This window comes from Thiomonas sp., assembly GCF_054608695.1.
This window is the reverse complement of sequence record NZ_JBTRXV010000016.1, coordinates 1-13,446: the sequence shown is the minus strand read 5'-3', so window position 1 is coordinate 13,446 and position 13,446 is coordinate 1. Positions and strand designations below refer to the sequence as shown.

Here is a 13,446-nt window from a genome sequence, read left to right as displayed (position 1 = left end):
GCTTAGCGCTGCGCCACCTTCAAGTCATGCCGGAACGAAGTGTGGATGGAGTAGCGCAGCGAGCGCTTGGTCGTGCGTGTGATTTTGCGTCGGTCGGCCACCCGCACGATGCGGCGTTTGTCACGCTGCGCCAGAACGATCTCATGCTGCTTGAACACCGGCCGGCGCGAATACACCACGATGATGGAGCGTGGCCGAAACCGCCCGCCTTCGGCAATGTGGTTCCACTGCGCCACCTCGGCCGGGCTCAAGCCATAGCGGTGCGCCACGGTGAAGGGCGTGTCGTTCGGTCCGGCGATCAGGCGCTGCCTGCGCCCTGGGGGAATATCCGGCGCCAAGGCCAGCACGGCGTTTTCCACCGCATGCTTGCTGACGTTCTGGTCGTCCTGCGGCGGTTTTGGAATCAGCAGCGTCGAGCCCGCCTTCACCAGCGTGCGCAGCGGAATGTTGTTGACATCGCGCAGCGTGGCCTCGGTCAGGTGCAGGTTGCGTGCCAACTGGAACGGGGTGGCGGTGGAGCGCACGACGTAGGTGGTCCAGGTGGACAGCGGGCCCTGGTAATTGGCAACGGCCTGCTCGAACGCCGTGGCGTTGTCGTAGGGCAGCAGAATCTTCGGCTTGGTCGCGGCCAGGATGACGGGCTTGTTGTACGAGGGGTTGAGCGAGCGGAATTCGCGCACCGTCATGTTGGCGAGTTTGGCCGCCAGATCCACGTCGATGTCCTGGGTGATGGTGACGGGTTTGAAATAGGGGTGATCGGGCACGTCCGGCAGGGTGATGCCGTACTTCGCCGGGTCGGCGATGATGTCTTTCACCGCTTGCAACTTCGGGTAGTAGTTGCGCGTCTCGATCGGCATGTTCAGCGCGCCATAACTCACCGGAAGGCCCTTGGCCTGGTTGTAGGTCATGGCGCGCTGCACCCCACCTTCGCCCCAGTTGTAGGCCGCCAGAGCGAGTTGCCAGTTGCCGAACATGGTGTGCAGCTTGGTGAGGTAGTCCAGCGCGGCCTTGGTCGAGGCCATGACGTCACGCCGGTCGTCCTGGAACATGGTCTGCTTCAGCTTGAAATGCTTGCCCGTGGAGGGGATGAACTGCCACATGCCCGAGGCCTGGGCCGAGGACATGGCATCGGGGTTGAAGGCGCTTTCGACGAAAGGCAGCAGTGCAAGCTCGGTGGGCAGGTGACGGCGCTCGACTTCCTGCACGATGTAGTAGAGGTATTTGCGCGAGCGCTCGGTCATGCGGGCGACATAGTCGGGCCGGGTGCTGTACCACTGCACGGCCTGGTTGACGTAGGGGACCATGGCCGGGCCGTCCATGTCGGGAACGGCGAAGCCGGCGCGAATGCGCTGCCAGATGTTGGTGTAGAGCACATCCGCATGGTCGGCCGCCTGTTTGGCGGCCTGCATTTCCATCGCATCGTCGCGGGCGATTTGCGCCGCGTCCGGCGGCGTGGCCAGCGGTGCTTGCTGGATGGCGGAGGGGTTTTGTCCGAGTGCCGTGGCCGAGGCGTCGGTCGACCAGGAAGAGGAGGCTGAGGAATTGGATGAGGGCGGGACGGCGGCGCAACCGGCTGCCATCACAACCACGGCAGCCAGGGCCCAGAATTTCAGTCGTCTCAATCGGTGCATCCTGTCGTCCTCAGAAATCGTTTTTCCACTGCCGCATCAGTGTGAAAGCTTCGATGCGGTCGGCCGGCTTGTGCCCAGCATGCGCCGTGAGCTGGGCCTGGACTTCGGGCTCGCTGACGCGCAAGAAGGGGTTGACATGCAATTCCCGCTCCAGCGTGCTGGGCAGGGTCGGTTGGTGTTCTGCGCGCTGCCTGAGGCACCACTGCGTGTAATCCTGCATCGCCGTATTGCCGGGCTCGACGTGCCGCGCGAATTGTAAGTTGCCCAGGGTGTATTCATGGGTGCAGAACACGCGGCTATCGGCGGGCAGGCTGCTCAGACGGTCGAGCGAATGCAGCATCTGGCTGGGCGTGCCCTCGAACAAGCGGCCGCATCCGGCCGAAAACAGGGTGTCGCCACAGAACAGCAAACGCTTGCCCGGACCACCATCGGCGAAGTAGGCGATGTGCCCGAGGGTGTGCCCCGGCACCTGCAGGATCTCGAACTCGAGATGAAAACCGGGCGGGGCGATGCGGTCGCCATCGTGCAGCGGGTGGGTCATGCCGGGGATGGTTTCGGCTGCCGGACCCCACACCGGAAGCTGCCTGGCGCGCAGCAGATCGACGATGCCGCCGGTGTGATCCGCATGGTGGTGGGTGACTAGAATGCCAGCGAGTTCCAACCCTTGCGCCTTGCAGGCCGCCTCGACCGGGCCGGCGTCCCCCGGGTCCACCACCAGCGCGCGATGCGTGTCGTGGATCATCCAGATGTAGTTATCCCGAAAGGCTGGCAGCGCGACGATATGCATGTGAATCCCGAAGTCAGCGCGAGTATAAGTCTCGACTCGTGGTTGAAAACCCCGAGCGGACGCTATGCGCTGAGCTGGGAGCAGGGGCAGCTGGACCGCGTCGTGGCAGACATCTTCGGCTTTCATGCGGTGCAGCTCGGGTTGGCTCCGCTGCATGCGCTGTCCCACAACCGCATGCCGCATCGCTGGCTGGTTCAGGGGGCACCCAACGGCCAGCAGTTGCTTCGCAACAGGCCGCTGCTCTGCCAGGATTTGCTCCAGGCCGAGCCATCGCCCATCTACACCGATCCGCAATTCATCACGGCTGCCGCGGCACAGCCCGGACCCGGCCAGGCTGCGACCGAGCTGGCGCAAGTGGTGCCTGCCGGTCGCAAGACCGAGGCCCTGGTGTGCGAATTCACCGACCTGCCATTCGCCACGCAAAGCCTGGATCTGGTCGTGCTGCCGCATGCGCTTGAAGTGGTCTCCGACCCGCACGCCTGCCTGCGCGAAGTCGACCGCGTGATGGTCGCCGGCGGGCAAGTCGTGATTACCGGCTTCAATGCCTTGAGCCTGTGGGGCGCACGCCAGGCCCTTGGCCGCCTCGGCGGCCCGCTCTACCTGCCGCAGCAAGGCGAATTCATCTCGCCACGACGCGTGCGCGACTGGCTGCGCCTGCTCAGCTTCGAGGTCACGGCGGGGCGTTACGGCTGCTACCGCCCCGCTGCCTGCACCCAGCCCTGGCTGGACCGCTGGCGCTTCATGGAGAAGGCCGGCGACCGCTGGTGGCCCATGCTGGGCGCGGTGTACATGCTCGTGGCCACCAAGCGCGTGCGCTCCATGCGCCTGGTCGGCAAGGTGTGGAAGTCGCCGCGCGAAAAGGCTCGCGCCACGCAACCCGTTGCGCATGGACGCGACGCGCTGGGTTCGCTCCAGCATCCTGAATCAACCCCCCAACACCATGAGCACATCCTCTGACAAAACCGTCCATGCCTATACCGATGGCGCCTGCAAAGGCAATCCGGGTCCGGGTGGCTGGGGTGTGCTGCTGCAAGCCGCGGGCGCCCGCAAGGAGTTGTTCGGCGGCGAGGCGCTGACCACGAACAACCGCATGGAATTGATGGCCGCCATCATGGCACTCGAGTCGCTGCGCAAACCCTGCGAGGTGCAGTTGTTCACCGATTCGCAATATGTACTCAAGGGCATGACCGAATGGCTGCCGGGCTGGAAGGCGCGCGGCTGGAAAACGGCGGACCGCAAGCCGGTGAAAAATGTCGATCTCTGGCAGCGGCTGGAGCAGGCGCTGGCGCCGCATACCGTGCAGTGGGTCTGGGTGCGTGGGCACAACGGCGACGCGGGTAACGAAGCCGCCGACGCCTTGGCCAATCGGGGTGTGGACAGCGTGTTACGCGCGGCCTGAAACGGCCCTGATCGCTCACTCTTTCAAGGACCCGCCATGACACGTCAAATCGTTCTCGACACCGAAACCACCGGGCTCAATCCGGCATCCGGCGACCGCATCATCGAGGTGGCGGCGGTCGAACTGTTCAAGCGCCGCAGGTCCGGGGCGCATTTCCAGCGCTACGTCAACCCGCAGCGCCCCAGCCATCCGGACGCCTTGCGCGTGCATGGTCTGACCGAGGAATTTCTGGCGGACAAGCCCCTGTTCGGGCAGGTGGTGGCCGATCTGCTCGACTTCGTGCGCGACGCCGAAGTCATCATCCACAACGCCGCTTTCGACGTCGGTTTTCTCGACGCCGAACTCGATCGCCTGGGCCTGCCGCCCTTCGCCCAGCATTGCGGCAGCATCACCGATTCACTGACCTTGGCGCGCAGCCAATTCCCCGGCAAGTTCAACAGTCTCGACGCCCTGTGCAAGCGTTTCGGCGTGGACAACACCAGGCGGACCTTGCACGGGGCCTTGCTGGACGCCGAGCTTCTGGCCGAGGTTTATGTCTGGCTCACGCGAGGCCAGGACAGCCTCGTGATGGAACTCGACGGCCCCGAACTGCTTGCCGAGTCCGATCCGGTCGACGACCTAAGCGGCTTTGTCCTTCCCGTGCAACTGGCCGACGACACCGAGTTGCAAGCCCACGCGGCCATTCTCCAAAGCCTCGACAAGGGTTGCGCGTCCGGCTCGGTCTGGAGGCAAGACCCCGACGGCCTTCAGTCCGCTTGACAACGCCAACAACGCCGATGCCGCCGTCAAGGTGCAGGTTTCGCGGGTTTGCAGCCACCCACCGGGCTCATTCATGAGCCCGGTGGAATAATGCTTGCACCATGACAGTGCCGACCTTCCTGACCTGGCTGCGGGTGGCAGCCATTCCGCTCATCCTCGGTGTGTATGCGCTGCCGCATGGCTGGCTGGCGCCGCCGGACCGCAACCTGATCGCCACGGTGCTCTTCATCCTGAGCGCCATCACCGACTGGTTCGACGGCTTCCTCGCGCGCCGCTGGAACCAGACTTCCGCCTTCGGCGCCTTCCTCGACCCCGTGGCCGACAAGCTGATGGTGTCGGCCGCGCTGCTGGTGCTGCTGGAACTCTCGCGCATCGGTGCGCTGGTGGCGCTCATCATCATCGGCCGCGAAATCGCCATCTCCGCGCTGCGCGAATGGATGGCGCGCATCGGCCAGTCGCGCAAGGTGGCGGTGAACTGGCTGGGCAAGGTGAAGACGGCCACGCAGATGGTGGCCATTCCATTCCTGCTCTACGACGGCCGCCTGTTCGGCCTCATTCCCACGTCCGTGTGGGGAACCTGGCTGCTGGACATTGCCGCAGCGCTCACGCTCTGGTCCATGCTGTATTACTTCAAGCTGGCGCTCGCCGGCATCAAGCTGTCGGAATGAAAGCCGTACTGGACATCCCGCCTCGGGATGCAGCAGCGCCATGGGCAAGCTTTGCCCTGCGCCTCATGCCCTGGGTCTTCGTCGTCATCTGGAGCACCGGCTTCATCGTCGCGCGCTATGGCATGCCGTATGCCCCGCCGCTGAAGTTTCTCTGCCTGCGCTACGGCGCCTCGCTGGCCCTGTTGCTGCTCGTGGCTTCGGGTCTGCGCGTGCGCTGGCCACAGTCGCGCCGCCAGTGGCTGCATCTGGCCATCGTGGGTTTGCTGATGCAGGCCGGCTACCTCGGCGGGGTCTGGGCAGCTGTCAAGCATGGCATCGGTCCTGGGACGGTGGCGCTGATCGTCGGCCTGCAGCCCTTGCTCACGGCCCTGCTCGTGTCGCTGGCCGGCCACAGGGTGCGGGCGCTGCAGTGGTTCGGCCTGTTGCTGGGCTTCGCCGGGCTGGGCCTGGTGGTGGCGCGGCAACTGGAGCAGGGCACACTCTCGGGCACCAATCTGGGGCTGGCGCTGTTCGCCCTGTGCTGCATCACCGCCGGAACCCTGTGGCAAAAGCGCTATGTCGTCACCACGCCGGTGTGGACGGCGGCTGCCGTACAGATTGGCGCGGCCTTGTTGGTCAGCCTGCCGTTCGCGGTGCTCGAGACCGAGCCGGTGGTGTTCAATATGCAACTCATCGGTGCCCTGGCGTGGTCGGTTCTGGCCCTCACGCTGGGCGCGAGTTCCCTGCTTTACCTGTTGATTCAGCGCGGTGCGGCGGTGCAGGTCACCAGTCTCATCTACTGGGTGCCACCCGTCACGGCGCTCATGAGCTGGTGGTTGTTCGACGAGCGCCTGGGGCCAGCCACCTGGACCGGCATGGCGCTGGTGGCCGCCGGGGTGCTGGCGGTGACGCGTTCCAGGGCGTGACGCCGCATGTCGCGGACGTCATTCACGATTTGATCGAGGAGATTGATCCATGCCGTCCGATGCATCACACAAGCAGCCATCGAAACCCTTGCGCATTGCCGTGATTCCCGGCGATGGCATTGGTCTGGAGGTGGTTCCCGAAGGTCTGCGCGTGCTCGAAGCCGCAGCGCAGCGTTTTGATCTCAAGCTGGACTTGCGCCATTTCGACTTCGCCTCGTGCGACTACTACCTGCGCCACGGCCGCATGCTGCCGGACGACTGGAAGGAACAACTCGCCAGCTTCGATGCCATCTTTTTCGGCGCTGTGGGCTGCCCCGAAAAGGTGCCGGACCATGTCTCCCTGTGGGGTTCACTGCTGCAATTCCGCCGCGAATTCGATCAGTACGTCAACCTGCGCCCGGCGCGTCTCATGCCAGGCCTGCGCTCGCCACTCGCGGGTTTGGCGCCGGGCGATGTCGACCTGCTCATCGTGCGCGAGAACACCGAGGGCGAATACTCCAATGCAGGCGGGCGCATGTTCGCCGGCACCGCGCGCGAAATGGCGTTGCAGGAAACCGTGATGACGCGTCACGGTGTGGACCGCGTGCTGCACTTCGCCTTCGAGCAGGCGGCAAAGCGCCCGCGCCGGCTGTTGACCTCGGCCACCAAGTCCAACGGCATCTCCATCACCATGCCCTTCTGGGACGAGCGCGTGCATGCGGTGGCGGCCGAACACACGCAGGTGCGCTGGAACCAGTTCCACATCGACGCGCTGTGCGCCCGCCTGGTGCAGCGTCCGCAGGACTTCGACGTCATCGTCGGCAGCAATTTGTTCGGCGACATCCTGAGCGACCTCGCCCCGGCGCTGTGCGGCACGCTCGGCATCGCGCCTTCGGCCAATCTCAATCCCGAGCGCAAATTTCCATCGCTGTTCGAGCCGGTGCATGGCTCGGCTCCGGACATCGCCGGGCGAGGCATCGCCAACCCCATTGGCCAGATCTGGAGCGCGGCGCTGATGCTCGATTTTCTGGACCATCCCGAGGCCGCTGCCGCCATTGTTGCCGCCATTGAAGCCGTGCTCGCGCCCGGCAGCGGTGCGCCGCATACGCCAGACCTCGGGGGCAAGAACAAGACGCAGGATCTGGGCAATGCCATTGCCCAGGCCGTGCGCTGCAGTTAATCTGAATTGACACGGTGGAGTGGCATCGTTCTAATGCAATCGGCGGCTGCTCTTAAAATCACGGCGGCTGCTAACCCAGCGATCACCCATCACCATTGCGCCTGCGTGCGCCTTGCACTTACAGCGTCGGCTTGCGCCGTTTCGAAAGCCGGCACATCCTGTCTTTGAACCATCCTTCCGAGGGGGCTAGAGTGAATAAAACAGAATTGATCGAACACATCGCCAAAAAATCCGACATCTCCAAGGCCGCTGCCACGCGCGCGCTTGACTCGATGATCGAGGGTGTGAAGGTCACGCTCAAAAAAGGTGGCACGGTCACCCTCATCGGTTTCGGCACCTTTGCCGTCACCAAGCGCCCGGCTCGTACCGGTCGCAATCCGCGCACCGGCGCAGCCATCAAGATCAAGGCTGCCAAGGTTCCGAAGTTCCGTCCGGGCAAGGGCTTGAAGGACGCGTTGAACTGAACCGTGGATCGGCAAGCCATGTTCGCTGAACGCAGTCATGCAGCCCATCAGCCGCTTGGCTGCCAAGGTTCCGGGTGCTTAGCTCAGTTGGTAGAGCGGCGCCCTTACAAGGCGTAGGTCGGGGGTTCGAACCCCTCAGCACCCACCAGATCGAACTGGCCCGTCACGCGGTTTGATCGGCACACCAAGGCGAACAACGGTTGTTCGCCTTTTCTTTTTTGACGTTCCCATTCATAGCTGCGAGTTGATCGCACACGACGAGCCACCCCATGTTTGATTTCGTCCGCAAGCACACCAAGCTGCTGCAGGTTCTTTTGTTCCTGCTCATCTTCCCGTCCTTCGTGTTGTTCGGCATCCAGGGCTATGACAGCTTCAACAACAACGGCAGTCTCGCGGCCAAGGTCGATGGCATTCCCATCAGCATGCAGCAGCTCGACAACGCCCAGCGCAGCGAGATTGCGCGCATGCAGCAGACGCTGGGCGCGTCGGCCGACATCAAGAGCCTGGACACGCCCGAGGCCAAGCTGCGCACCCTCGACGGTCTGATCCGGCAGACCTTGCTGCAGGTGGCTGTGCGCAAACAGCACCTGGCGGTGAGCGACAGCCAGGTGCAGCAGGCCATTCTGCAAATTCCCCAGATCGCCGCGCTGCGCAAACCCGATGGCAGCTTTGACGAGGAGGCTTATCGGCAACTCATCGCGGCGCAAGGCATGACCACGGCGCAGTTCGAAGGCCAGGTGCGCGAGCAACTGCTGCTGCAGCAGGCCGTGGACGGCATCGCCGAGCCGGTGATTGAAAGCAAAACCATCGCCGGCCAGCTTTACGACTGGCAAAACCAGAAGCGCCAAGTGCGTCTGGCGCTGTTCAACACGCAGGATTACACATCCCAGGTGCAGCCAAGCGCCGCGCAAATCGAAGCGTTTTACAAGGACCACACCGCGCTGTTCCAGTCGCCGCAAAGTGCCGACATTCAGTATGTGGTGCTGAGCCTGAACGCCGTGCGCCAGGGCATCGTCATCACCCCGGCGCAGGCGCAGGCTTATTACACCCAGCACATCGCCGAGTTCAGTACACCGCAGGAGCGCAAGGCCAGCCACATCCTGATCACGCTGCCGCCCAACCCCACCCCGGCGCAGGTGCAGGCGGCCAAGACGAAAGCGGATGCCATCCTGGCCGAGGTACGCAAGGATCCTGCCCAGTTCGCCGAAATTGCCAAGCGCGATTCGCAAGACCCTGGCTCCTCGGCGCAAGGCGGAAACCTCGGTTATTTCACGCAAAACGCCATGGTCAAGTCCTTCGCTGACGCCGTGTTCGCCATGAAGAAGGTGGGTGACATTGTTGGGCCTGTGCTGTCCCCATACGGCTTTCACATCATCGAGCTGACGGGCATCAAGCCGGCCGAGCAAAAGCCGTTTGCACAGGTTCAAAGCAGCATTCAGGCGCAATTGCAGAATCAGGAGGCACAGAAGCGTTTTCCCGAGATGTCCGACAAATTCAGCAGTCTCGTTTACGAAGACAGTCGCAGTTTTGCTCAGGTCGCCGCAAAGTATCACCTCGAGGTGCAGACTGCCGAAGGTGTCAGCCCAACGCCCAAGGCGTCAGGCGACAGCAGGACCGATCCGCTCGCCAATGCCGCCTTCCTCAAGGCCGTCTTCAGCAGCAACAGCATCCGCGACAAACGCAACATCTCTGCGGTCGAGATAGCGCCCAACACCCTGGCCTCGGCCCGTATCTTGAAATATCAGCCGGCAAGCACGTTGACGTTCGCCCAGGCGCAGGACAAGGTGCGCGCTTTACTGGTCGCGCAGCAGGCCGCCGCATTGGCCGTCAAGGCCGGCGAACAGGCACTGGCTGCCGCCCGACAAGGCAAGGCCATGCCGGCATGGGGTGCGCCGGTTGAAATTTCCCAATCCCAAACACCGGCCACGGCCGGTGTCCCCGTTGCGGCGGTCACGGCAGCTTTCCAGCTTCCAGTGGCAAAGCTGCCGGCACTGACAGGCCTGACGCTGCCGGGGCAGGCTGGCTACGCCATCGTCTCAGTCGACAGTGTGAGCAAGGCCAAACCCGATGCCGAGCAACTGCGCGCGCAGCAAGGCACCATGAGTCAGTTGCTGTCCCAAGGCGTGACCGAGGCCTATATCGACAGCCTGAAAAAACGCTACGGCGTCGAGATGCTCTACAAAGTCCCGCCTCTGGCCAATTCCTGAAACAGCTTCGCGAGGGCAGGGCCACATCCATGTCCTGCCTATAATGATCAGTTCTGCGGTGGCTGTAGCTCAGTTGGTAGAGTCCAGGATTGTGATTCCTGTCGTCGTGGGTTCGAGTCCCATCAGCCACCCCAAATAAATCAACAGCTTGCAGGCCCTTCGCGGGCCTGTTTCGCTTCATGGACGCAGAAAAATTCCCGCCGTGGGAATTTTGAGGTTTTGAAACGGCTTCACAGACCCTTCCGTCGAATCTCTTTTGCGCGGTCGTAGATCCTTGCTGTAGTGCTTGGGTTCGAATGAAGATTGGGTAGGGTTCCGCGCTGTTTTCGGTACTGCGTAACGTGGTAGGCGCGCAAGTCGTGGAAGGTGAAAGGCTCGGACACGACACCTTCAGCGCGGGCATCACTCATAAGCCGGTTCCACATCGTCTTGAACCCGGCTTCGCTGTAGGGGCCGCCGCCACGAGTAAGAAACACATAACCGATTCGTGGCTCGACCGCCAGCGCACGCATGCGCGACAGGAGATCGGCAAGAGCAGGAGTGATCTCGACGGCTTCCCAAACCTCTTTTCCGCGTTGCTTGGCGCGCGAAAGGCGCACAGCGTCATCACTGACTTGTAGCCACGTAAGTGCCCGAAACTCGATCCTGCGGTTACCCGTCAGCGCCGCAAATTCGGCCATTCCCGCCAGCACCTGCGCAGAGTGGCCTTGGTTGCGTGCCCAGGATAGAAACGCAACCAACTCGGAAGGCTCCACGGCTCGGGTGCGAGGCTGTTCTTTGTTTCGCCGTACCTGACGGCATGGGTTCGCGTCGAGCAAGCCGCGCCGGATGCCGAGCGCGAGAAGGTTTGAGAGCAAAGCCATTTCGCGATTGGCACGGATTGGTGCACTGCGCTTGTCAAGGTAGGTCGCGATGTCCGACGGACGGACGAACGCCGCCTGCACTGCGCCAAAGACAGCCAACAGCGGGTCGGAGCACTGTAGGTAGTCCTTCTGTGTAGCTGGGGCCAGATCGGCCCAAACACGACTTTCTTGATACTCACGAAAGAGCGCGGCGATGGTTCCGGTGTCGTCTGACTGGTCGGTGAGATCGAGGACTTTACGGATGGCCACGCCGCGATTAGTGCCCAGGTTGACGGGTTTGCCACCGATGGGGTGATAGCGATACGTCACCAGGCCGTCTTTTCGGCGGCGGATTTCCATCCTGGGAAGCAGGCCATCACGGGTTTTTTTTATCATTTGACGCTGTCCCATTTTGGTGTAACGGGTTGTTGAATGAGATTCTGCGCCGGGACGCGGCCAGATTGCCACTGCACCAGCGCATCGCGCGTCAGCATCACGCGGCCCGCGCGGTTTCTGGAGGCGCGCAGGCCACGGGCGAGTAACCATCGCTCCTGCGCGGATGATTGCGATAAGCCGGTGAGTTCGGCCATCTCGGCGTTAGTGAGGAATAGGGCTGACATTCAGTGACTTTACTGATTGCGGTTTTGTGACGATGCATCCAAGCGGCACAGCTTTCCGGTGAATAGCTGACTAAGAGTTAGGGGTAAATTTGGGATGGAGGTACGGCGATTTAGATGCCCCACGCATATCCTTACATTCATTTCACCCCTCGCAGCATGGGTTGCAACCACGAAAAACACGAAAATTGCCCAACAATTTGGAGGCAGCCTTCCAAGAATGACTGCCTGCTGCGCGTCGGGACAGAGTTAGTGTTCGCCTTTTGTGACGCTAAAGCCGTTGAACTGGCGATGAGCTGCAGCTAATAGGGGGGGCGGTTTCAAGGGCATCGTGCCGGCGTGAAGGACTGCGCGGCGCGCCTGCGGGCGTGACGTGATCTAATTCGCACCAGCCGGGCGCCAAACGCGGGGGAGGGATCCGAATTGCATTCCGATGTTGAGCCTAAAAATTGTGACCTTTGCGCAAAACCGTGACCTTTCGTGTGCGTGTATTGAATGAAATCAATAACTTGCGAGGCCATGGAGCGTTCCGTCGCGGAATTTCTCGGTTTTCGCTTAGGGTTTACGGACGCTGGCTTGAGGCCTGTGCGCGCCGATCAATGTTGACCAGCGCGATTGCGTGATGCGATTGAAATTTGACCGGGGTGTTGGACCTACCCTGCCCATTTTTGGGGCAAGGAACCGAGGTGATCACCATGGGTATCAAAACGAAGATTCGCACGCTGCGCTTTCGGGTGAGGAAGTCGATCAGCGAGATTGCCAGGCGCACGGGCCTGTCACGCAACACGGTCAAGAAGTGGCTGCGAGCACCAGAGGAGTCTGAGCCGCGCTACGAGCGGCGAGACTCAGCGATCATGCTGACGCCGTACGCGGAGTGGTTGGAGCAGGCGTTGAAGGTCGATGCGCATCGACCCAAGGCTCAGCGCCGTACGGCCAAGTTGCTCTGTTTGCGCAGTTGCAAAGCCAGGGCTACGGCGGCGGCTACAGCCGCGTGACCGACTTCATTCGCGCTTGGCGCGAGAACGAAGGCCGGGCGGTCCTCACGCAGGCCTTTGTGCCCCTGACGTTCGAGTTGGGAGAGGCATTCCAGTTCGACTGGAGCGAGGAAGGCCTGACAGTCGGTGGCGTGTATTACCGAGCACGGCTGGTGGCCTATCCGTCGCAAGGTCATGAGATGCTGTTCCCCGTCAACCGGCGCATCCAATCCAGCCCACGCCGAACGCGCGATGGTGGGCTGGATGATTCACTGGGTGATCGAATCGACTGAGGCTCCTCATCGACGACCGCATCGTCATCGCTCAAGTCGCTGACATTCTTATCGTCCATCAACAGCCAGGTTTCTTCGGGGTCACCTTCGTCCTCTTGCTCTTTTTGACCCCCACCCGCAGGGGAACACCCTGGCGTGTGGATTTTCCCTGCATAGGCATCACGGCCAGGGTCCGGGTAGTCCAGCACATAGAGCGTGCCGTCATCCAGAACCCGTGCATCAAAGCAGGTGTAGACCTGGCAATGTTCACAACGCGCCGCAGCTTGAATCAGCACCGCACGGTCATATCTCCGAATACGGCCGTGCGGCACGATCAGGTTTGAACATTTGCGACACTGAAACCGCGGTGCATCGATTCGAGTGCCATTGGCCAGGTGAACGGGGAAATGCCACATCACCTCAGGTAGCGCGAGGAGCGCGTCGATATGCGCGTCGGACATGGTGTCCGTCACGGCGCGGCTGTCCTCGTCATATTCGTCCCATTCTGCGCTGTAAATCTGAAAAACGTTACTCTGTCCTGGCATGGGCTTCATCATGACCTCCTGAACCAACATTACCACGCGATGCAACAGTAGCAAGCTGCAGCGTGCGGCCATACACCGCTTTAGACGCGCTCGACCTGCACCAGCACTTCGTCGGTCTGCCCGGCGGTCACCAGGGCGCGGTAATCGTCCAGGTCGCGAATCTCGTGCGCCACGGAGGGGATGATGATGTTGTGTTCGGGGCCAGCGTCCGTGGACC

Annotated in this window: 14 protein-coding genes and 2 tRNA genes; 11 read left to right on the top strand and 5 right to left on the bottom strand. The window is 62.3% G+C overall.

Annotated elements, in window-relative coordinates:
* Nucleotides 1-2: 2 nt before the first annotated feature.
* Nucleotides 3-1,622 carry a transglycosylase SLT domain-containing protein gene (locus tag ACYCUK_RS08195; RefSeq protein ID WP_461594303.1) on the bottom strand — a complete coding sequence of 540 codons (1,620 nt, stop codon included), beginning with the start codon at nucleotides 1,620-1,622 and terminating at the stop codon, nucleotides 3-5.
* A 19-nt stretch (nucleotides 1,623-1,641) separates the two neighbouring features.
* Nucleotides 1,642-2,418, bottom strand: coding sequence for a hydroxyacylglutathione hydrolase (gloB, locus tag ACYCUK_RS08190; RefSeq protein WP_461594302.1), 777 nt, complete (start codon nucleotides 2,416-2,418; stop codon nucleotides 1,642-1,644).
* Between gloB and ACYCUK_RS08185 the strand changes: the two genes are divergently transcribed.
* From ACYCUK_RS08185 to ACYCUK_RS08140, 10 genes are all read left to right on the top strand, one after another.
* Nucleotides 2,413-3,375: a class I SAM-dependent methyltransferase gene (locus ACYCUK_RS08185; RefSeq protein ID WP_461594301.1), complete on the top strand. Its 963-nt coding sequence runs from the start codon at nucleotides 2,413-2,415 to the stop codon at nucleotides 3,373-3,375. The genes gloB and ACYCUK_RS08185 overlap by 6 nt on opposite strands.
* Nucleotides 3,359-3,817, top strand: coding sequence for a ribonuclease HI (rnhA, locus tag ACYCUK_RS08180; RefSeq protein ID WP_112485855.1), 459 nt, complete (start codon nucleotides 3,359-3,361; stop codon nucleotides 3,815-3,817). Before ACYCUK_RS08185 ends, rnhA begins: the two co-directional genes overlap by 17 nt.
* 36 nt (nucleotides 3,818-3,853) lie before the next feature.
* Nucleotides 3,854-4,576: a DNA polymerase III subunit epsilon gene (gene dnaQ / locus ACYCUK_RS08175; protein ID WP_461594300.1), complete on the top strand. Its 723-nt coding sequence runs from the start codon at nucleotides 3,854-3,856 to the stop codon at nucleotides 4,574-4,576.
* 101 nt (nucleotides 4,577-4,677) lie between these two features.
* Nucleotides 4,678-5,244, top strand: a complete 567-nt coding sequence (gene pgsA / locus ACYCUK_RS08170) for a CDP-diacylglycerol--glycerol-3-phosphate 3-phosphatidyltransferase (protein WP_461594299.1) — start codon at nucleotides 4,678-4,680, stop codon at nucleotides 5,242-5,244.
* Entirely contained in the window at nucleotides 5,241-6,149 is a 909-nt protein-coding gene (locus ACYCUK_RS08165; RefSeq protein ID WP_461594298.1) for a DMT family transporter, read from the top strand. The genes pgsA and ACYCUK_RS08165 overlap by 4 nt, the downstream gene beginning before the upstream one ends.
* 49 nt (nucleotides 6,150-6,198) lie before the next feature.
* On the top strand, nucleotides 6,199-7,308 hold the full coding sequence (locus ACYCUK_RS08160; RefSeq protein WP_461594297.1) for a tartrate dehydrogenase: 1,110 nt from the start codon (nucleotides 6,199-6,201) through the stop codon (nucleotides 7,306-7,308).
* Between the two features lie 191 nt (nucleotides 7,309-7,499).
* Nucleotides 7,500-7,772, top strand: coding sequence for an HU family DNA-binding protein (locus ACYCUK_RS08155; RefSeq protein ID WP_112485860.1), 273 nt, complete (start codon nucleotides 7,500-7,502; stop codon nucleotides 7,770-7,772).
* A 72-nt stretch (nucleotides 7,773-7,844) separates the two neighbouring features.
* Nucleotides 7,845-7,920: transfer RNA gene (locus ACYCUK_RS08150), tRNA-Val, on the top strand.
* Nucleotides 7,921-8,041: 121 nt separating this feature from the next.
* The gene (locus tag ACYCUK_RS08145) at nucleotides 8,042-9,979 is read left to right on the top strand and encodes a SurA N-terminal domain-containing protein (RefSeq protein ID WP_461594296.1); all 1,938 of its coding nucleotides are present in this window, start codon (nucleotides 8,042-8,044) and stop codon (nucleotides 9,977-9,979) included.
* Between the two features lie 58 nt (nucleotides 9,980-10,037).
* Nucleotides 10,038-10,113 (top strand) — tRNA-His (locus tag ACYCUK_RS08140).
* A 96-nt stretch (nucleotides 10,114-10,209) separates the two neighbouring features.
* Here ACYCUK_RS08140 and ACYCUK_RS08135 read toward each other — a convergent pair.
* Nucleotides 10,210-11,217, bottom strand: coding sequence for a tyrosine-type recombinase/integrase (locus tag ACYCUK_RS08135; RefSeq protein WP_461594295.1), 1,008 nt, complete (start codon nucleotides 11,215-11,217; stop codon nucleotides 10,210-10,212).
* Entirely contained in the window at nucleotides 11,214-11,441 is a 228-nt protein-coding gene (locus tag ACYCUK_RS08130) for a DUF4224 domain-containing protein (protein WP_461594294.1), read from the bottom strand. Before ACYCUK_RS08130 ends, ACYCUK_RS08135 begins: the two co-directional genes overlap by 4 nt.
* 692 nt (nucleotides 11,442-12,133) lie before the next feature.
* Between ACYCUK_RS08130 and ACYCUK_RS08125 the strand changes: the two genes are divergently transcribed.
* Nucleotides 12,134-12,433, top strand: coding sequence for a helix-turn-helix domain-containing protein (locus ACYCUK_RS08125; protein WP_461594293.1), 300 nt, complete (start codon nucleotides 12,134-12,136; stop codon nucleotides 12,431-12,433).
* 172 nt (nucleotides 12,434-12,605) lie between these two features.
* Here ACYCUK_RS08125 and ACYCUK_RS08120 read toward each other — a convergent pair whose 3' ends face one another.
* Complete coding sequence (locus ACYCUK_RS08120) at nucleotides 12,606-13,238, bottom strand: hypothetical protein (RefSeq protein WP_461594292.1); 633 nt, start codon at nucleotides 13,236-13,238, stop codon at nucleotides 12,606-12,608.
* Nucleotides 13,239-13,446 lie beyond the last annotated feature (208 nt).

Bases quoted from the DNA above. Each gene is read 5' to 3' on its own strand.
- ACYCUK_RS08185 (WP_461594301.1), top strand. From the start codon at position 2,413: ATGCATGTGAATCCCGAAGTCAGCGCGAGTATAAGTCTCGACTCGTGG.
- gloB (WP_461594302.1), bottom strand. From the start codon at position 2,418: ATGCATATCGTCGCGCTGCCAGCCTTTCGGGATAACTACATCTGGATG.
- rnhA (WP_112485855.1), top strand. From the start codon at position 3,359: ATGAGCACATCCTCTGACAAAACCGTCCATGCCTATACCGATGGCGCC.
- dnaQ (WP_461594300.1), top strand. From the start codon at position 3,854: ATGACACGTCAAATCGTTCTCGACACCGAAACCACCGGGCTCAATCCG.
- pgsA (WP_461594299.1), top strand. From the start codon at position 4,678: ATGACAGTGCCGACCTTCCTGACCTGGCTGCGGGTGGCAGCCATTCCG.
- ACYCUK_RS08165 (WP_461594298.1), top strand. From the start codon at position 5,241: ATGAAAGCCGTACTGGACATCCCGCCTCGGGATGCAGCAGCGCCATGG.
- ACYCUK_RS08160 (WP_461594297.1), top strand. From the start codon at position 6,199: ATGCCGTCCGATGCATCACACAAGCAGCCATCGAAACCCTTGCGCATT.
- ACYCUK_RS08145 (WP_461594296.1), top strand. From the start codon at position 8,042: ATGTTTGATTTCGTCCGCAAGCACACCAAGCTGCTGCAGGTTCTTTTG.
- ACYCUK_RS08135 (WP_461594295.1), bottom strand. From the start codon at position 11,217: ATGATAAAAAAAACCCGTGATGGCCTGCTTCCCAGGATGGAAATCCGC.
- ACYCUK_RS08130 (WP_461594294.1), bottom strand. From the start codon at position 11,441: ATGTCAGCCCTATTCCTCACTAACGCCGAGATGGCCGAACTCACCGGC.
- ACYCUK_RS08125 (WP_461594293.1), top strand. From the start codon at position 12,134: ATGGGTATCAAAACGAAGATTCGCACGCTGCGCTTTCGGGTGAGGAAG.
- ACYCUK_RS08120 (WP_461594292.1), bottom strand. From the start codon at position 13,238: ATGAAGCCCATGCCAGGACAGAGTAACGTTTTTCAGATTTACAGCGCA.